At 52.3% G+C, this 18,014-nt stretch carries 14 protein-coding genes; 11 read left to right on the plus strand and 3 right to left on the minus strand.

Annotation, left to right across the window (positions count from 1 at the left end; all coding sequences use genetic code 11):
• Positions 1-225 precede the first annotated feature (225 nt).
• From EJN92_RS13410 to recG, 3 genes are all read right to left on the minus strand, one after another.
• Positions 226-1,149 carry an SDR family NAD(P)-dependent oxidoreductase gene (locus tag EJN92_RS13410; protein WP_126128296.1) on the minus strand — a complete coding sequence of 308 codons (924 nt, stop codon included), beginning with the start codon at positions 1,147-1,149 and terminating at the stop codon, positions 226-228.
• 109 nt (positions 1,150-1,258) lie between these two features.
• Positions 1,259-1,756 (minus strand): GNAT family N-acetyltransferase, encoded by a 498-nt coding sequence (locus EJN92_RS13415; RefSeq protein WP_126128297.1) that lies wholly within the window; start codon positions 1,754-1,756, stop codon positions 1,259-1,261.
• Between the two features lie 63 nt (positions 1,757-1,819).
• Positions 1,820-3,892, minus strand: coding sequence for an ATP-dependent DNA helicase RecG (gene recG, locus EJN92_RS13420; RefSeq protein WP_126128298.1), 2,073 nt, complete (start codon positions 3,890-3,892; stop codon positions 1,820-1,822).
• A 311-nt stretch (positions 3,893-4,203) separates the two neighbouring features.
• On the opposite strand from recG, the gene queA reads away from it, so the two are divergent.
• From queA to EJN92_RS13475, 11 genes are all read left to right on the plus strand, one after another.
• Positions 4,204-5,283 carry a tRNA preQ1(34) S-adenosylmethionine ribosyltransferase-isomerase QueA gene (queA, locus tag EJN92_RS13425; RefSeq protein ID WP_126128299.1) on the plus strand — a complete coding sequence of 360 codons (1,080 nt, stop codon included), beginning with the start codon at positions 4,204-4,206 and terminating at the stop codon, positions 5,281-5,283.
• A 1-nt stretch (position 5,284) separates the two neighbouring features.
• A complete protein-coding gene (gene tgt, locus EJN92_RS13430) occupies positions 5,285-6,418 on the plus strand; it encodes a tRNA guanosine(34) transglycosylase Tgt (protein WP_126128300.1) in 1,134 nt (377 codons plus the stop codon).
• A gap of 139 nt (positions 6,419-6,557) precedes the next feature.
• Positions 6,558-6,881 carry a preprotein translocase subunit YajC gene (gene yajC, locus EJN92_RS13435; RefSeq protein ID WP_126128301.1) on the plus strand — a complete coding sequence of 108 codons (324 nt, stop codon included), beginning with the start codon at positions 6,558-6,560 and terminating at the stop codon, positions 6,879-6,881.
• Positions 6,882-7,014: 133 nt separating this feature from the next.
• The gene (gene secD / locus EJN92_RS13440) at positions 7,015-8,916 is read left to right on the plus strand and encodes a protein translocase subunit SecD (RefSeq protein WP_126128302.1); all 1,902 of its coding nucleotides are present in this window, start codon (positions 7,015-7,017) and stop codon (positions 8,914-8,916) included.
• 14 nt (positions 8,917-8,930) lie between these two features.
• A complete protein-coding gene (gene secF, locus EJN92_RS13445) occupies positions 8,931-9,869 on the plus strand; it encodes a protein translocase subunit SecF (RefSeq protein WP_126128303.1) in 939 nt (312 codons plus the stop codon).
• A 170-nt stretch (positions 9,870-10,039) separates the two neighbouring features.
• Positions 10,040-11,278, plus strand: a complete 1,239-nt coding sequence (locus tag EJN92_RS13450; RefSeq protein ID WP_126128304.1) for an efflux RND transporter periplasmic adaptor subunit — start codon at positions 10,040-10,042, stop codon at positions 11,276-11,278.
• Positions 11,275-14,361, plus strand: coding sequence for an efflux RND transporter permease subunit (locus EJN92_RS13455; protein WP_126128305.1), 3,087 nt, complete (start codon positions 11,275-11,277; stop codon positions 14,359-14,361). Before EJN92_RS13450 ends, EJN92_RS13455 begins: the two co-directional genes overlap by 4 nt.
• 153 nt (positions 14,362-14,514) lie before the next feature.
• A complete protein-coding gene (argJ, locus tag EJN92_RS13460; protein WP_126128306.1) occupies positions 14,515-15,753 on the plus strand; it encodes a bifunctional glutamate N-acetyltransferase/amino-acid acetyltransferase ArgJ in 1,239 nt (412 codons plus the stop codon).
• A 33-nt stretch (positions 15,754-15,786) separates the two neighbouring features.
• Positions 15,787-16,662, plus strand: a complete 876-nt coding sequence (locus EJN92_RS13465) for an ATP-binding protein (RefSeq protein WP_126128307.1) — start codon at positions 15,787-15,789, stop codon at positions 16,660-16,662.
• A 117-nt stretch (positions 16,663-16,779) separates the two neighbouring features.
• On the plus strand, positions 16,780-17,208 hold the full coding sequence (locus tag EJN92_RS13470) for an NUDIX domain-containing protein (protein WP_126128308.1): 429 nt from the start codon (positions 16,780-16,782) through the stop codon (positions 17,206-17,208).
• 13 nt (positions 17,209-17,221) lie between these two features.
• Positions 17,222-17,674, plus strand: coding sequence for a GNAT family N-acetyltransferase (locus EJN92_RS13475; RefSeq protein WP_126128309.1), 453 nt, complete (start codon positions 17,222-17,224; stop codon positions 17,672-17,674).
• Positions 17,675-18,014 lie beyond the last annotated feature (340 nt).

Below are 18,014 nucleotides of genomic sequence, written 5' to 3' on the forward strand. Positions count from 1 at the left end.
GACTGTCTGCAGAACATGCTTGCTGCATGCTCAGAACCAGGGCCTAGGCTCAGCTTAGACCGGGCACGCGTGCATCCTGTCATCGCTAATCTTAGTCGCAAATGTAGAAATAGGGTAGGGCTTTAAAAATGACGCAACAGCATGAACACTAGGCAGCGCTAGCGGCGTGCCCATTATGGCCTTGGTGTTGCGTCGGGTAAGGCGATCACGGTATGGTTTTGGCGACTAATCCGGATGGGTTTGGCTCATGGCACGGGTCAGCTCATGGTGTCCTTGGGCCAGACCGGTTTCCGGAACGATTTCGCCATCCCGATTTTTAATGCCTGCCAATTGTGCGGCTAATTGTTCTGCTGCGTCGTCGCCGCGCCCTATCCAGGCACCGCTGGTCATGGTGATATGCGCAGCTTCAAAGCTACCGGCACCGGCGCATAAGATGGTACGAGTCGGGGCATTTTCTGCGGTTAGCACCAACATGGCTGGCACCACATCTGAGGCTTGCAAGGCTTGCAGCATGGCTTCCGGGAATAAATTTTCGGTCATGCGGGTGGCGGCAGTCGGTGCCAGACTGTTCACGCGGATATCGAATTTCGCACCCTCGATAGACAGGGTTTGCATCAATCCCACCAGGGCCATTTTCGCGGTGCCGTAATTCGATTGGCCGAAATTGCCATACAGGCCAGAAGACGAGGTGGTCATCAGGATACGGCCATATTTTTGTTCCGTCATGACCGGCCAGACCGCTTTGCAGCAATTGACCGCGCCCATCAAATGTACATCGAGCACCAGTTTAAAATCGTCCAGCTCCATCTTGGCAAAACTCTTGTCGCGCAGGATGCCCGCATTATTGATCAGGATGTCGACGCGGCCCCAGGTATCCATGGCCTGCTTCACCATCGCTTCGACCGCAGCAAAATCGGTGACCGAGGCACCGTTGGCAATCGCTTCCCCACCCATATTTTTGATTTCTTCTACCACCGCCAAGGCAGCGGCTGAAGAGCCGCCGGAGCCATCTCGGGCGCCGCCCAAATCATTGACCAGCACTTTCGCGCCGCGCTTGGCCAGCGCTAGTGCGTGCTCGCGCCCCAGTCCACCACCTGCTCCTGTGATAATGGCGACTCGGCCGGTAAAATCGATATTCGTATGACTCATTTTTTTCCTCGCGCTGGCTAGTTTGGTGGGTTTGTGTATGCCCTATTTTAGCCTGTAAGACGTCCTGAATTGAGAAAATTCAAACGGACGTGCTATTTTATTTATAGGCTTAGCTTAATTTTTTTTGCATCATGATGGCACCGCCCAGAGAGGGGGCAAGCTGATAGCCTGCAAATCCTTGCGCTGAATACAGAGCGTGGGCGGGTGTATTGCCTTGCAAGACTTCTAGTGTGATTTTGCAACAATTACGCGAGAGGGCGATCTGTTCTAAGTGTGCCAGCATCTGTTTGGCGATACCTAGTCCGCGAAAGCGCGCACTAACCGCGATGTCATGAATGTTCAGCAAGGGCTGGCAAGCAAAGGTGGAAAATCCTTCTATGCAAATACTCAGACCGGCCGCCACCCCATCGACCCAGGCTAAGATTACGTGGATATTCTGGCGTTTTTTTAGTTCACTCACCAAGTTGGTCTGGCAAAAATCCGAAAGTGCCTCAGCGCCGCCCATAGGATCGCAGGCATAGTCGTTGAGTAATTCCACAACTGCTGCGGCATGGTGTGGATTGTTTAGATCGGCGTTGACTATAGTGATGAGGCGAATTGCTTGCATGGGTGTTCCTGCTTAATTTTTTGAAGGAAATAGGGAGTTGCAGAACTTCAGATTTAAACGCAACTACACCCGTAAAAATTCTTCTTTTTGCCCCAGCCAGCGCTGCAAATGTGCCTCTACCGTGGGCAGATCATGTTGTAGTAATTCGATGGCGAGTGCGCGCGCCTTATCGACTAGCCATTGATCGGTCTCTAAGTTGGCGAAGCGTAACATGGCTTCGCCAGATTGGCGTGCGCCGAGAAACTCTCCGGGGCCGCGTAGTTCCAGATCTTTGCGGGCAATTTCAAAACCGTCGGTGGTTTCGCGCATGGTCATCAGCCTTTGTTTGGCGGTGCCGCCCAGTGGCCCCTGATACAGCAGCAAGCAAACGCTGGCAGCGGCACCGCGCCCGACCCGGCCACGCAACTGGTGCAATTGCGAGAGCCCAAAACGCTCGGCGTGCTCGATCACCATCAGGCTGGCATTCGGTACATCGACCCCGACCTCAATCACCGTGGTGGCAACCAGTACCTGCACTTCGTTGCGGATAAACGCATCCATCACCAGTTGTTTCTCGGCCGGCTTGAGTTTGCCGTGTACCAGACCGACCCTTAAATCGGGCAGTGCTTCCGCCAGCATACTGTAGGTGTCGGTGGCGGTTTGTAGTTGCAGTGCCTCCGATTCTTCTATCAGCGGGCACACCCAGTAGGCTTGTTTGCCGTCCAGTGCCGCCGCGTGTACCCGCGCGATCACTTCTTCGCGTCTTTGCTGATCCACCATGCGCGTCACGATAGGCGTGCGGCCAGGCGGTAATTCATCGATCACCGATACTTCCAGATCGGCGTAATAGGTCATCGCTAATGTGCGCGGTATCGGTGTGGCCGACATCATCAGTTGATGCGGCACCTGGCCGGCCACGCCTTTATTGCGTAGGGTCAGGCGCTGGCCGACTCCAAAGCGATGCTGTTCATCCACCACCACTAAACCGAGCTTGGCAAATTGCACGGTGTCTTGTATCAGCGCATGCGTGCCTATCACCAGTTGTGCTTCACCCGAGGCGATCAGGCTTAAAGCCAGCTCCTTTTCTTTCTTTTTTAAACTGCCGGTCAGCCAGGCGCTCTTGATCCCTAAGGGTTCTAGCCATTGCGCTAATTTCCGGAAATGCTGTTCCGCTAAAATCTCGGTCGGTGCCATCAAGACAGCTTGAAAACCGCTATCGATGGCTTGCACCGCCGCCAGTGCCGCAACGATGGTTTTGCCGCTACCTACGTCACCTTGCAACAGGCGTTGCATAGGATAATCTTGTTTTAGGTCGGCACGGATCTCGGCCAACACACGCTCTTGTGCCTGGGTTAGCGCGAACGGCAGATTCATTAAAAATGCCGCTGACAATTCACCCACCACGGGCAAGGCGGTCGCTCCCTTATTGCGGCGTGCTGCCTGAGCGCGTTTGAGTGAGAGTTGTTGCGCCAATAGCTCATCGAATTTCATGCGCTCCCAAGCTGGGTGGCTATGCTCCATCAAACTGTATTGATCGACTTCGGCTGGCGGGTTGTGCAGGAGTTTGACGCTGGCCTCGAAACCATCCAGACCGAGTCGGCTCAGCAGAGCTGGGCTTAAGGTGTCTTGCCAATTGACCTTGCTCATGGCCTGCAAGATCGCCTTGCGCAAGACGGTTTGCGATACGCCTTCACCGGCCGGATACACGGGCGTCAAGGCGGTTGGCAGCGCTGCGCCCTGGTTCACCATCTTGTAGCCAGGGTGTACCATTTCTGCGCCGAAGAAACCGTGACGCAATTCGCCGCGCGCCCGCACTCTGGCGCCGACTGCCATTTGCTTGGTTTGGCTACCGTAAAAGTTCAGAAAACGTAGCACCACTTGCGCGGTGTCGTCGGCTATCGTCACCACCAACTGGCGTCGCGGCCGGTATTGGATATCGCATTCTGTGATCACGCCTTCGATCTGCACCATACTGCCACCGCGCAAGCTGGCATCGCGCATAGAAACGATCTCGGTTTCGTCTTCATAGCGCATCGGCAGGTGCAAGACAAAATCCATATCGCTACGCATCCCTAAGCGTGCAAATTTCTGTTCCAGCGTGGCGGCTGGCTTGGCCGGACGGGCTTTCTCAGTCTTGCTAGGCGTGGCAGTCGTCATGACGTGTAAAATAGCGGGCGTAATTAAATAGCGATAAGTGGCGAATAAGCAGTGGAGAATAGTCTGACTTTTGCCTTAAAAGCAAATCTGGCAGGTATTCTTGCTAATAAGAATAGTATTCTACTGGTTTTTTATACAGTGTATCGCTTTTGATCATATATTTACAGCGTTTTTCTGGTGTTTTTCCCCTGAATATTTTTTAGGTGCGCAATATCCATGCGGTTTCCAGGGCATTTTCGGCCTGTAGGCCGCATGCAGTATGCGCATCCGCTTTTAGATTTCCTTTTGCCGTATTTTTTTAGATAATTTCCATGACGTATTCTTTATCCGATTTTGATTTTGTCTTGCCTGAAGCCTTGATCGCGCAACTGCCCTTGCCGCAGCGTTCGGCTTCGCGCCTGTTGCATGTGGGGACCGATACGCTAAGCGACCAAAGTTTTGCCGATGTACTCGAGCACCTGACTGCCGGCGATTTGCTGGTCTTTAACGATACCCGTGTCTTGAAAGCGCGTTTCTTTGGCGTTAAAGAAAGCGGTGGCAAAGTCGAGGTGCTGGTGGAGCGCGTACTCGCTAACACCGACGAACAACGCGCCGTACTGGCGCAGGTGCGGGCCTCAAAGTCGCCGCCGGCAGGAACTAAAATACGTCTGGCCGATCAGTTTGACGTCATTGTTGGCGAACGCGCCGGTGAGTTTTATACACTGAACTTCCCTAGCGATGTGTTTGAGCTGATCGAGGCGCATGGCCGCCTGCCTTTGCCACCGTATATTACGCATGATGCCGACGATTTTGACGAGCAGCGCTATCAAACCGTGTATTCACGCGTGCCCGGTGCGGTGGCCGCGCCTACTGCCGGTCTGCATTTTGATGAGGCTTTGCTAGAGCGCTGCCGCGCCAAAGGGATTAATTTTGCCTACGTTACTCTGCACGTAGGGGCTGGCACCTTTCAGCCGGTGCGTACTGAAAATTTAGCCGATCACAACATGCATAGCGAGTGGTACACCATCTCGGAGGAGAGCGTGGCGGCAGTGCGCGCTACCAAAGCCAGCGGCAAAGCGGTGGTGGCGGTAGGCACGACCAGCATGCGGGCGCTAGAGTCTGCTTCGCAAAGCGGGCAATTGCAGGCCGGCAGTGCCGATACCCGTTTATTTATCACGCCCGGCTATGTGTTTAAGACGGTAGACCGGCTCATCACCAATTTTCACTTACCAAAATCAAGCTTACTGATGCTGGTCTCGGCGTTTGCAGGGTATGATCGCATCCGCGCAGCGTATCGCCATGCAATTAAGCAGCAATACCGGTTTTTCAGTTATGGCGACGCCATGCTGTTAAGCAATGCCAGCAGTTCGGCCTTTAGTTCCACCGACAATTCACCAGAACACAAAGAATAAGATGCTAGAGTTTACCTTAATCAAAAAAGACAAAACCTCGGCCGCAAGGCGTGGCCGTGTACGTGTCAACCATGGCGTCATCGAAACGCCTATCTTCATGCCGGTCGGCACTTACGGCTCGGTGAAGGCGATGTCACCGCTGGAGCTCAAAGAGATAGACGCGCACATCATCCTGGGCAATACCTTCCATCTGTGGTTGCGTCCGGGCATGAACGTCATCAATAAATTTGGTGGTCTGCATGATTTTATGGGTTGGGATAAACCTATCCTGACCGACTCCGGCGGCTTTCAAGTGTTTTCACTAGGCGCGATGCGCAAGATTACCGAAGAGGGCGTGAAGTTTTCTTCACCGATTAATGGTGAACGCCTGTTCTTGTCGCCAGAAATCTCCATGCAGATACAGCGCAGCTTAAATTCTGACATCGTCATGCAGTTTGACGAGTGCACCCCTTACGAGATCGACGGCCGTGCTGCTACCACGGAAGAAGCCGGAAAGTCGATGCGCATGTCTCTGCGTTGGGCGCAACGCTCTATCGACGAGTTCAATCGTGGCGAAAATCCGAATGCGCTGTTTGGTATCGTGCAGGGCGGTATGTTTGAAAACCTCAGAGATGAGTCGCTCGCTGGTCTCAATGAAATGAATTTTCACGGAATCGCGATCGGTGGCTTGTCGGTGGGCGAGCCAAAAGAAGACATGATGCGTGTTTTGCAACATATCGGCCCTAAGCTGCCAGAAAATAAACCGCATTACCTGATGGGTGTCGGTACCCCGGAAGATCTGGTGGCCGGTGTCACCAATGGTATCGATATGTTCGATTGCGTGATGCCTACCCGCAATGCGCGCAACGGCTGGATTTTTACCCGCTATGGCGACGTCAAAATTAAAAATGCCCGTTACAAAGAGGAAAAAGAGCCGCTGGATGCGACTTGCGAGTGCTATACCTGTAAGAATTTTTCACGCGCTTACTTGCATCATTTGCATCGTACTGGCGAAATTCTGGGGGCGCGTCTCAATACCATCCATAACTTGCACTACTACCTCGATCTGATGAAAAAGATACGCCAGTCCCTCGATGATGAGCGTTTTCCTGAGTTTGTCGCAGAGTTTCGCGCAGATAGAGCGCGTGGCGTGTAATCCGAATGCTAGAATGTGGCGCTTTGCTGTAAGGATGGACGCTAGACTTTAATTTGGCTGAAACGGCACAATATACGGTGCTGGTGGTCGAATGAGTCACATCCGATAACAAATTTTATACAATTACTGGAGCTTTAACGTGTTTATTTCAAATGCATACGCACAATCCTCGCCATTCGGCGCAGGTGGTGATCTGATGAGTTTCTTGCCAATTATTTTGATGTTTGTGGTGCTGTATTTCCTGATGATACGTCCGCAGATGAAACGTCAGAAAGAACAAAAATCTATGATGGATGCACTGGCGAAAAACGACGAAGTCGTCACAGCCGGCGGTGTCTTGGGTAAAGTGACCAAGGTCGCGGACGCCTATGTCACCATTGAAATTAGCAGTGGCACTGAAATTCTAGTGCAAAAAAGCGCCATTACCATGTTGTTGCCTAAGGGCAGTATCAAGGCAATTTAATCAGCACACTGGTTGACGCAGCCTCGGATTTTTTCGGGCTGCGTTTTTGCATATTTAAGCCAGCTCAATTAAGTCAGCTTAATTAAGTCAGCTTAAGTCGGCATTTTAAAACCACTACTTATTCTGAACCACTATGAATCGCTACCCCCTCTGGAAGTACATCATTATCCTGATTGCGCTGCTGTTTGGCGCCTTGTACACTGCGCCGAATTTTTTTGGTAAAGCGCCTGCGGTACAAATTAGCAGTGCCAAATCTACCGTCAAGGTCGACAGTGGTATGGTCAGCCGCGCTGAACAAGCTTTACAGCAAGCGGGCGTCAAGACTGAAGGCTTGTTCTACGAGAATAATGGTGTACAGGGAACGGTACGCGCACGCTTTGCCGATGCCGACACCCAATTCAAAGCCAAAGACGCTTTGGAAAAAGCCCTGAATCCAGATTTGGCCGATCCTACTTACACTGTCGCCTTCAATCTCTTGTCGAACACGCCTAACTGGTTGCAAAGCATACGTGCCTTGCCTATGGTGCTGGGCCTCGATTTGCAGGGCGGCGTACACTTTTTGATGCAGGTTGACACCAAGGCGATGGTCGCCAAGCAGGTGCAGAATCTGCAAGCGAGTGTGCGTTCAGTCTTGCGTGAAAAAGAAGTGCGGCATGCGGGCATTAGCCGCGAAGCCGACGTGGTCAGCATAAAATTTCGGGATGAAGCAACCCGCCTGAAAGCCAAGGCAGTTTTGCAAGATCAAATGAAGGACGCTAATTCGCTGGAAGTGGTCGGTACTGAGGCCGGTGATTTCTTGTTGCAAGTGAGCATGAAGCCAGAAGCCATGAAGCAAATCATGACAGAGGGCGTGAAACAAAACATCACAGCCTTATCCAAACGTGTCAATGAGCTGGGTGTGTCTGAACCTTTGATACAGCAGCAAGGCCCGGATCGTATCGTGGTCGAGTTGGCCGGTGTGCAAGACGTGGCACGCGCCAAAGAATTGATCGGTAGAACTGCCACGCTGGAAGTGCGTCTGGTCGATGAAACTGTGATCGGCATGGTCGATGAAAATACTGCCGTACCTTTTGGTTCAGAAATGTTTAAAGTAGGCCGTGGTGGGCCAGCGATTCTGTATAAAGATCCTGTGATTACCGGTGACTATATCTCTGGTGCCAACGCCAGTTTTGATCAGCACCAGCAGCCTTCAGTGAGTATCGATCTCAATGGCGATGGTGGTCGTAAGATGCGCGAAGGTACGCGCGGCAAGATCGGTAAAAAAATGGCGATTGTCTTGTTTGAAAAAGGCAAGGGCGAGTTGCTCACCGTTGCCACTATCCAGGATGAACTCGGTGCACGTTTTAATATCACCGGCATGGGTTCGACCTCGGCTTCTTCCGATCTGGCTTTGTTGTTACGCGCCGGTTCGCTGGCGGCTCCCATGGAAATCATAGAGGAGCGCACTATAGGCCCGCAACTTGGTGCCGAGAATATCAAGCAAGGTTTTAATTCAACGCTGTATGGCTTTACCGCGATCTCGATTTTCATGATTGGGTATTACATGTTGTTTGGTTTCTTCAGCGTACTGGCCTTGTCGTTTAATTTGCTGTTGCTGGTGGCTTTGCTGTCCGGTATGCAGGCGACCCTGACCTTGCCAGGTATGGCAGCGATTGCGCTGGCTCTGGGTATGGCGATTGATGCCAACGTGCTCATCAATGAGCGTATTCGTGAAGAGTTGCGTGGCGGTGCTACCGCGCAAGCGGCAATTTCGGCTGGTTTCGACAGAGCCTGGGCGACTATTTTGGATTCTAATGTGACCACATTGATCGTTGGTCTGGCCTTGTTGATGTTCGGTTCCGGTCCTATCAAGGGCTTTGCTGTGGTGCATTGCCTGGGTATTTTGACCTCGATTTTCTCTGCCGTGTTCGTTTCGCGTGGCGTGGTTAATCTCTGGTACGGTCGTAAGAAAAAACTCAACTCTGTATCAATAGGACAAATCTGGAAGCCGACCGCAACCACCGAACAATCCGCAGTTGCAGTGCGCACTGAATAAAAGAGAGCTTCATCATGGAATTATTTAGGATTAAAAAAGACATTCCCTTCATGCGCCATGCGCTGATTTTTAATGTCGTTTCCGCGTTAACCTTCGTTGCTGCAGTATTTTTTCTACTGCATAGAGGTCTGCATTTATCGGTAGAGTTTACCGGTGGTACCTTGATGGAAGTGAGTTATAGCAAGCCCGCCAATCTGGAAAACGTGCGTAAGACTATCGATAGTTTGGGGATCGCTGACGCCAACGTACAAAGTTTTGGCGAAGCCTCAAGGGTATTGATACGTTTGCCGGTAGATAAGGCACTGACCACGGCACAGCAAGGCGATAAAGTATTTAATGCTTTGCTGGCCAAGGATGCTGACGTCAAAAAACAGAGTGTTTCCTTCGTCGGTCCACAAGTGGGTGATGAGTTGGCGCATGATGGTCTGCGCGCCTTGCTGATGGTGATCGTTGGCGTGATGGCGTATCTGGCGCTGCGTTTCGAATGGAAATACGCAGTCGCTGCGATCATCGCCAACTTGCATGACGTGGTGATCATCCTGGGTTTCTTTGCCTTCTTCCAATGGGAATTTAATCTCTCGGTACTGGCAGCGGTGTTGGCGGTATTGGGTTATTCGGTGAACGAATCAGTGGTTATTTTCGATCGTATCCGTGAAAATTTCCGCAAGCAGCGCAAGACTTCGGTGACCGAGGTGATCGACAATGCCATTACCAGCACTATTTCACGTACTGTGATTACGCATGGCTGTACCCAGATCATGGTGTTGTCGATGTTGTTAATTGGCGGACCTACTTTGCACGGCTTCGCAATCGCCTTGACGATAGGTATCTTGTTCGGTATCTATTCTTCGGTGTTCGTGGCGGCAGCGATTGCCATGTGGCTGGGCGTGAAGCGTGAAGATTTGATCAAGCCTATCAAAGAAAAAGATGATACCGATGGCGCTGTGGTGTAAATAAGCACTAGAAACTAAGACTTAGTTTAGTAACATAAAGTATAAAAAGAAAAAGCCAGCCTGTGTGCTGGCTTTTTCTTTGTTAGGATCTTGCCTTGGTAGAACTTTTGCATAACATTCCGGTCTAAACAGCTCAAAATGGCACAGCGCCGGTACAGGATAATTATAAGATGAGTAAATTACGAAATTTCACGATCACGGCTGTGCTTGTGGCAGTCGCCGGTGCTGGCTACTACGGCACACGTACACCCGAGGGTGGCGCTGCGGCAGATAAAAATATGCCCGGGAAAAATCTGGTTGGCGGCCCTAACAATAAACCGGTCAGCGTCACGACGGCAGTGGCCGAGCAGCGCGATTACCCATTGTTACTGAGCGCCAACGGTCTTATTTCTGCACTCAATACGGTCGAAGTGCGGGCTCAGGTTAATAGCACGGTGAGCAAGGTAAATATCAAAGAAGGACAGTTTGTACGCACTGGTGAGCTCTTGTTTACTTTGGATAGCCGTATTGATGAGGTGAATCTGGCCAAAGCGCAAGCGCAATTGGACAAAGACATGGCGACGCTGGCCGATAATCTGCGCAATCTGGAGCGCAATAAAGACCTGTTCTCGAAAAAATTTCTGGCGCAAAGTGTCGTCGATGCCAGTCAGACTGCAGTGCAGGCACAGCAAGCTGTAATCGCGTCGGATAAGGCGGCGATCGCTGCCGCGCGGGTGGCACTCGGCTACAATAAAATCCTCGCTCCCAGCGCTGGACGTACCGGCGCTATCAATGTTTTTACTGGATCTTCGGTGCAGGCCAATGCGAGTGGCGTTGCGCTGCTAACGATTACGCAGATGGACCCGATCGCCATCACCTTCCCACTGCCTCAGCGCAATTTGCAAGACGCTTTAGAGAGCATGAAACGTAGCGATAGCTTTGTGCTGGCGCGTTTGCCGGATGGGCAGAGCCAATTTAAGGGGCGCTTGCAATTTGTCGATAATATGGTGGATGCGGCCTCTGGCACGGTCAAAGTAAAAGCGGTGTTTGAGAATAAAGAAATGAAATTGTGGCCAGGTGCCTACGCGAATGTAGAACTGAGCGTGTTGACCTTGAAAGACGCTATCGTGGTGCCGCAAGACGCCATCATCATAGGACCGAAAGAGAAGTCTGTGTATATCGTTGATGCGGAAGGCAAGGCCGCCATGCGCAAGGTCAATTTGCTGCATAGCTATGGCAAGGATGCTGTGGTAAGTGGAATCGTTGCGGGTACCAAAGTTATTTTGGATGGCAAGCAAAATCTTCGCCCCGGTATGCAGGTCAAGGAAAGAGGCGCCGATGCCAAGGTGGAAAATAAGGTAGACAATAAGGCGGGTTCCAAGCCTGAACCTAAGCCCGCTTCTAGTGCTGCCAGCGCGAGCGCATCATGAATTTGTCCGAGCTGTTTATTCGCCGTCCTGTGATGACGGTGCTACTGAATTTGGCAATCGTGGTCGCGGGCGTATTGGCGTATCGTTTCATCCCTGTGGCTGCCTTACCTAGTTACAACACGCCGGTCATCAGTGTGTTTGCTGGCTTGCCCGGCGCTAGTCCGGAAACCATGGCGACCTCGGTGGCTTTGCCGCTGGAAAAGCAATTTGCCACTATCCCTGGCTTGTCGATTATCAGTTCTAGCAATACGCTGGGCTCAACCTCGCTGACTCTGGAGTTTGACCAGAACCGGAATATTGACGCCGCTGCGGTCGATGTGCAGGCCGCTTTGCTGCGGGCGCAGCGCTCGCTGCCGCAAGATATGACGGCGCCGCCTTCGTATCGCAAAGTCAATCCTGCCGATGCGCCGGTGCTGATCCTCGCCATGACTTCGCCCTCTTTGAGCTTGGCTGAGTTGACCAGTTATGCCGAGCATCTGATCTCACCTAGCCTCTCCACTTTAGATGGTGTGGCGCAAGTGAATATCTTCGGGATTAAGCGTTATGCGGTCAGAATTCGCGTTATGCCGGATGCTCTGGTGGCGCGTAATTTGACGCTCGATGAACTCTCTATCAGTCTGCGCGCCGCGAATGTGAATACACCGGTAGGGACGCTGGAAGGCGATAAGCAAACCCTGACTTTAATGGCGAATAAGCAGTTACAAAACGCCGCCGAATTTGCCAATCTGATCGTCAGCAATAAGGGCGGGCAAGTGGTGCGCCTGCGCGACGTGGCGCAAGTTGAGGATAGTTACGAGCAAGTGAAGACGGCCGCCAACTTCAATGGCGAAAGCACCATCATGCTGGCGATACAGCGCCAGACCGATGCCAATACCGTTAAGGTGGTTGATTCTATTAAGGCCGCTATGCCTGGCTTTAAAGCGCAATTGCCCGGCTCTGTGAATATTATGTTAGCCAATGACAGATCTGCCTCGGTGCGTGATGCGCTGCATGATGTGAATCTGACCTTGCTGCTGACGATAGGCTTGGTCGTGGTGGTGATCTTTCTGTTTTTACGCCGCATGGTGGCAACCCTGATTCCTACTTTGTCTTTGCCGGTGTCGCTGATCGGTGCGATCGCTTTGCTGTCCGGTTTTGGGTATACGCTGGATAATATTTCCTTATTAGGTTTGACCTTGGCGGTGGGCTTGGTGGTCGATGATGCGATCGTCATGCTAGAAAATATCATGCGCCATGTGGAGCAGGGTATGGAACCTTTTCAGGCGGCCTTACAGGGTTCGCGTGAAGTTGGTTTCACGATTATTTCAATTTCTACCTCGCTCATAGCGGTCTTCATTCCTATCTTTTTTATGCCGGGTGTGATCGGCCAATTGTTTCATGAGTTCGCCGTGATCGTTAGTCTGGCGATTGTGGTGTCGGCCTTCGTGTCTCTGACGCTGGTGCCTATGCTGGCTAGCCAGTTTTTGAAGAGCGAACATCAGATGCCACCGCCGTCGGGCTGGATGGGAGCGATCACGCATAGTTTTGAGAGCGGTTTTAATGCGACTTTGCGCTCTTACACGCGTGGTCTTGATCTGGCCTTGCGCCATCGTACTGCCGTGCTGATCGTCGCTGTATTGACCTTTGTGGCGACTGCCTATTTGTTCAATACCATTCCCAAAGGTTTTTTTCCGGAAGAAGACATAGGCCAGATACAAGTCTCGACCGAGGCTGCTGAGGATACTTCGTTCCCAGCGATGGTGATCTTGCAGGATCAAGTGGCCAAGATTATCCGTGACGATCCAAATGTGCGTACCGCCTCGTCCTTTAATGGCGGCAGCGGCGCGCAAAATAACGGACGCATGTTCGTCAACTTGCAACCGCGCGATCAACGTAAGCCTATGAAGGAAGTGGTGGACGGTTTGCGGACTAAATTGCGCGCGGTGGCGGGCATTAATGTGTTTTTGCGTCCTACCCAAAATCTACAACTGGGTGGTCGCCCTAGTAAGAGCCAGTACCAATATATTTTGCAAAGCGTAGAGGCCGGTGAATTGAGTGACTGGGCCTTAAAAATGCAAGATAAATTGCGCACTGACCCCGGCTTTAAAGATGTCACCACCGATTCGCAGCTCAAAGGCTTGCAAGCATCTTTGAGCATAGATAGGGATAGGGCCAGCGCCTTGGGGGTGAATATGGATAGCGTCAGGTCTAGCCTCTACAGTGCTTTCGGTGAGCGTCAGGTGTCTACCATGTACACCAGCGTCGATAGCTATATGGTGATCATGGAAGTGGCACCGCAAGCCAAGCAAGATGAATCTGCGATTGAGGGCATCTATGTGCGCGCCAACACCGGGGCACTGGTGCCGCTCGCCAGTTTCGCCACCATCAAACGCACCGTAGGCCCGACCGCGATTAACCATGTTGGTCAATTGCAGGCCGTGACGGTGTCGTTTAACCTGGCTCCCGGCACCGCCTTGGGTGACGCCACCAATAAGATAGAAGCGTATCGCGAAGAATTGAAATTGCCAGTCTCGGTGATTACTTCGTATGGTGGCGATGCCGCCGTGTTTAAAGATTCTCAGTCCGGCCAAGTGGTCTTGATCGTCGCTGCCTTGCTGGTCATCTATGTCTTGCTGGGCGTGCTGTACGAGAGTTATATCCATCCTTTAACGATCTTGGCAGGTTTGCCGTCGGCGGCTGTGGGCGCGCTCTTGATGCTGAAAATGTTTGATAAGGATCTGACCCTGATCGCCACCATAGGTATTTTGCTGTTGATCGGTATCGTCAAGAAAAACGCCATCATGATGATTGATTTTGCCTTGGATGCGCAAAGGCATCAGGGCATGACGCCAGCCGAGGCGATCCGAGAAGCCTGTATCCAACGTTTTCGTCCTATCATGATGACGACCCTTGCCGCCTTGGTCGGTGCGCTGCCGATCGCGTTCGGCCTGGGGGCGGGCGCTGAGTTACGCCAGCCATTGGGTCTGGCGGTGGTCGGCGGCTTGATTTTCTCGCAGGCGATCACCTTGTTCATCACGCCGGTGATTTATCTAGTGCTGGATCGTTACAGCGGCAAAGGCCCGATTACCGCGCAGCATGCCTGATCAGTTTATTCAGATCTTGATGTGATTGATCTCAGATCGGCCAGCGGAGTCAGCCTGCAAAGTTAAAGCTCTGCAGGCCGCACGCTAATGTAACAAAACAGATTTAAAAATGCCCTACAATGATGGATTGATCTCATTGCAAGGATATTTATCATGGCTGTTAATTCTCCACTGCCGGTCGCGGCGGACTTAAAACCTATCGCTGGCATCCGTCTGGGCTTTGCTCAGGCTGGCATCAAGAAACCAAATCGTAAAGATGTGCTGGTGATGGCGCTGGCTCCAACGGCGACGGTGGCAGGCGTGTTTACCACCAATCGTTTCTGTGCCGCGCCGGTGCAAGTGTGCAAGGCGCATCTGGATGCCCTGCACATGAGCGATGCGCCTATCCGTGCTTTGGTAGTAAATACCGGCAATGCCAATGCCGGTACCGGCGACGCTGGTTTGGCGGCGGCCAACGCCACCTGCTCGGCACTGGCCGAATTGCTGGAGTGCGAGCCAGCCCAGATCTTGCCTTTCTCTACCGGCGTCATCCTCGAGCCTTTGCCGGTCGATAAGCTGATCGCCGGTTTGCCTGCTGCACTTGAGTGCCTGAGCGAAAACAATTGGTATGCGGCGGCCGAAGCCATCATGACTACCGATACCCAACCCAAAGCGGCCTCGTCCTACGTCGTGATCAACGGCATCCCCGTCACCATGACAGGTATCAGTAAAGGCGCCGGCATGATTAAGCCGAATATGGCGACCATGCTCGGTTATCTGGCGATGGATGCCAAGGTTTCGCAATCGGTGCTGGAGCATATGGTCAAGCAAGCGGCTGATCAATCTTTTAATTGCATCACGATTGATGGCGACACCTCGACCAATGATTCTTTCATGCTGATCGCCACCGGTGCTTCTGAGCTGGAAATTACCGAGATCGACTCACCCGAATATCTGGCATTGGCGACAGCAGTCAATGCCTTGTCGCAAAAACTGGCACACATGATTATCCGTGATGGTGAAGGCGCGACTAAATTTATCAGTATTGCAGTGGAAGAGGGGCGTGATCTGGAAGAATGCCGCAAGATTGCGTATTCTATCGCCCATTCACCGCTGGTAAAAACCGCCTTCTTTGCGTCTGACCCAAATCTGGGGCGCATCCTGGCGGCGATCGGCTATGCCGGCGTCAACGATCTGGATGTCAGTAAACTCGATATGTATCTCGATGAGGTCTTGGTGGCCAAGAGCGGCGGCCGCAATCCTGATTACCGTGAAGAAGACGGTCAGCGCGTGATGCAGCAAAGCGAAATCACGATACGCGTCAAACTGGGACGCGGTGAGGCTAAAACCACGGTCTGGACTTGCGATCTGTCGCATGACTATGTCTCTATCAATGCCGATTATCGTTCTTGATCAGGAATCAGCGATTATTTAGCCAAGGATATCATGAGCCAACTGGATCAATTTTTAATGCGTGCCGAGCATCTGCTTAGCCGCCTCGAATCCATCTTGCCAGCGCCTACCGCGTTGCCGGATTGGCGCGTTGGCAATGCCTTTCGCTGGCGCAAACGCGGTGGTCAGGGCTTCCTGCAAGTGGTCAAGCATGTCTCTGTGATAGGGCTAGACGATCTGCAAAATATCAGCGTGCAAAAAGCCCAGATAGAGCAAAACACGCGTCAGTTTGTACACGGTAAACCTGCCAATAATGTGTTGCTGACCGGTGCCCGCGGTACCGGAAAATCTTCCTTGATCAAGGCTTGCCTGAATCAATTCGCTAGTCAAGGCTTGCGCTTGATCGAGGTGGATAAAGCCGATATGTGCGATTTGCCGGATATCGTCGATCTGGTGGCGGAACGGCCCGAGCGCTTCATCATCTTTTGCGACGATCTCTCTTTCGAAGACGGCGAACCCGGTTACAAGGCCCTAAAGGTGGCGCTTGATGGCAGTATTTCGGCGCAATCGGATAATGTATTGATCTACGCGACCTCGAACCGGCGCCATCTGCTGCCCGAAAAAATGTCGGATAACGCCGGCTACCATGTCAGCGATGAGGGCGATTTGCATCCCGGTGAAACGGTAGAAGAAAAAATCTCGCTGTCTGAACGTTTCGGTCTGTGGGTCTCCTTCTATCCGTTTAAGCAAAATGATTATCTGGATATTGTTGCCTACTGGCTAGCCAGTATGGGTTGCGATGCAGCGCAGATAGAGGCAGCGCGTGGCGATGCGCTGCGCTGGGCCTTGCAACGCGGCTCACGCTCCGGTCGTGTCGCCTGGCAGTTTGCCCGCGACACCGCCGGGCGGATTGCCGAAGCTGCCGTTTAAATCACTTTTTAAACATATACTCACTAGGGGTATGGCAGTATCAATGGCTATCGCGCATATGACATATGCGCGATAGCCGCATACTTTCCTATACTCCCCCTATCTTTAAATTATTTGATGATAAAAATTCCTGTGAATGTGGCAGTCGGCATCTTGCTCAAACCGAACGGCGACGTCTTACTCGGTCAGCGTCCGGCTGGTAAACCCTATGAAGGTTATTGGGAATTCCCCGGCGGTAAAGTCGAGCCGGATGAAAGCATACTCGATGCCTTGAAGCGCGAATTTGTCGAAGAACTGGGCATCCATATCCTTAGTGCTGAAGCCTGGTGCGGCGTCGAATACGTGTATCCACACGCCCACGTGCGCCTGCATTTTTATATCTCGCGCCACTGGCAGGGCGAGCCGCAAAGCCTGGAAGGTCAAGCCTTCGCCTGGCAAGGTGCGGTCGGCGTCACGCCCTTGTTACCCGCTACCATACCTTTGTTAGAGTGGCTCGACCTGGAGCGCTACGCCACTTTGCCTGCCATGTACACCGCACCTGTTTGATTGCTGGCCCAGTATGTTCATTCTAGCTGCTGAAGATCCCGCCACGCCCGATGCCATGACACTGATGGCAGCACTCTCGGCGCGTCTGAGTCAGATCACGGGTGACCCGGGTACTTCCTCGTTCGATGCCGATGATGTGCGTGGCGCACGTGCTCTGTTCGTGGTGGCACGCGATGCTGCCGGCGCGCTGTTGGGCTGTGGCGCATTGCGGCCTATGACACAGCAGAGTGCAGAATTAAAACGCATGTACGCCGTGCCCGGCACTCTAGGTGTGGGCAGCGCGATCCTGGCGCATCTAGAGCAACAAGCGCTGGCGCTGGGGTATGCCGAGTTGTGCCTTGCTACGCGACGCGTCAATCAGCACGCCCTCGATTTTTATGCCAAACATGGCTACACGGCCATCCCGAATTTCGCTAAATATGCGGGCAATCCGGTTTCAGTTTGTCTGTCCAAACGGCTAGCGTAAAGGCGGTGCGCGAGTGTTGCTCGGCGCCACTACTTTCCTGGATAAGTTTTATACTAGGGGTGTGTATTTGCATCAAATAAGTCACCGATTTGCACGACAAACCTGCCACCTGTTTGCAAAGTAAACCAGCCATGTTTTGGCATCTCAAGGTAGCCACTCATTTCAATCCAAATTTACTTCATAAAATAAAACGCGCTTGTGTGGCAACTTACCGGAAACCTGACAGGCTCGTTTGGGGCGTTAGTTGACATTCGAATTTTCGGCACGGGTTGTTAGTTTTCCTGATTTTTGGCAATCGACGGGCTACTTTATGCAATCCTACGTAACACTTTTGATATGG

Origin of the sequence: Undibacterium parvum, from assembly GCF_003955735.1 — a bacterium.
GTDB classification, from domain to species: domain Bacteria; phylum Pseudomonadota; class Gammaproteobacteria; order Burkholderiales; family Burkholderiaceae_D; genus Undibacterium; species Undibacterium parvum.

Excerpts from the sequence above, each read along its gene's own strand:
- EJN92_RS13415 (WP_126128297.1), bottom strand. The coding sequence starts at position 1,756 with ATGCAAGCAATTCGCCTCATCACTATAGTCAACGCCGATCTAAACAAT.
- EJN92_RS13475 (WP_126128309.1), top strand. The coding sequence starts at position 17,222 with ATGTTCATTCTAGCTGCTGAAGATCCCGCCACGCCCGATGCCATGACA.
- queA (WP_126128299.1), top strand. The coding sequence starts at position 4,204 with ATGACGTATTCTTTATCCGATTTTGATTTTGTCTTGCCTGAAGCCTTG.
- EJN92_RS13465 (WP_126128307.1), top strand. The coding sequence starts at position 15,787 with ATGAGCCAACTGGATCAATTTTTAATGCGTGCCGAGCATCTGCTTAGC.
- EJN92_RS13455 (WP_126128305.1), top strand. The coding sequence starts at position 11,275 with ATGAATTTGTCCGAGCTGTTTATTCGCCGTCCTGTGATGACGGTGCTA.
- recG (WP_126128298.1), bottom strand. The coding sequence starts at position 3,892 with ATGACGACTGCCACGCCTAGCAAGACTGAGAAAGCCCGTCCGGCCAAG.
- secD (WP_126128302.1), top strand. The coding sequence starts at position 7,015 with ATGAATCGCTACCCCCTCTGGAAGTACATCATTATCCTGATTGCGCTG.
- EJN92_RS13450 (WP_126128304.1), top strand. The coding sequence starts at position 10,040 with ATGAGTAAATTACGAAATTTCACGATCACGGCTGTGCTTGTGGCAGTC.
- tgt (WP_126128300.1), top strand. The coding sequence starts at position 5,285 with ATGCTAGAGTTTACCTTAATCAAAAAAGACAAAACCTCGGCCGCAAGG.
- secF (WP_126128303.1), top strand. The coding sequence starts at position 8,931 with ATGGAATTATTTAGGATTAAAAAAGACATTCCCTTCATGCGCCATGCG.
- EJN92_RS13470 (WP_126128308.1), top strand. The coding sequence starts at position 16,780 with ATGATAAAAATTCCTGTGAATGTGGCAGTCGGCATCTTGCTCAAACCG.
- EJN92_RS13410 (WP_126128296.1), bottom strand. The coding sequence starts at position 1,149 with ATGAGTCATACGAATATCGATTTTACCGGCCGAGTCGCCATTATCACA.
- argJ (WP_126128306.1), top strand. The coding sequence starts at position 14,515 with ATGGCTGTTAATTCTCCACTGCCGGTCGCGGCGGACTTAAAACCTATC.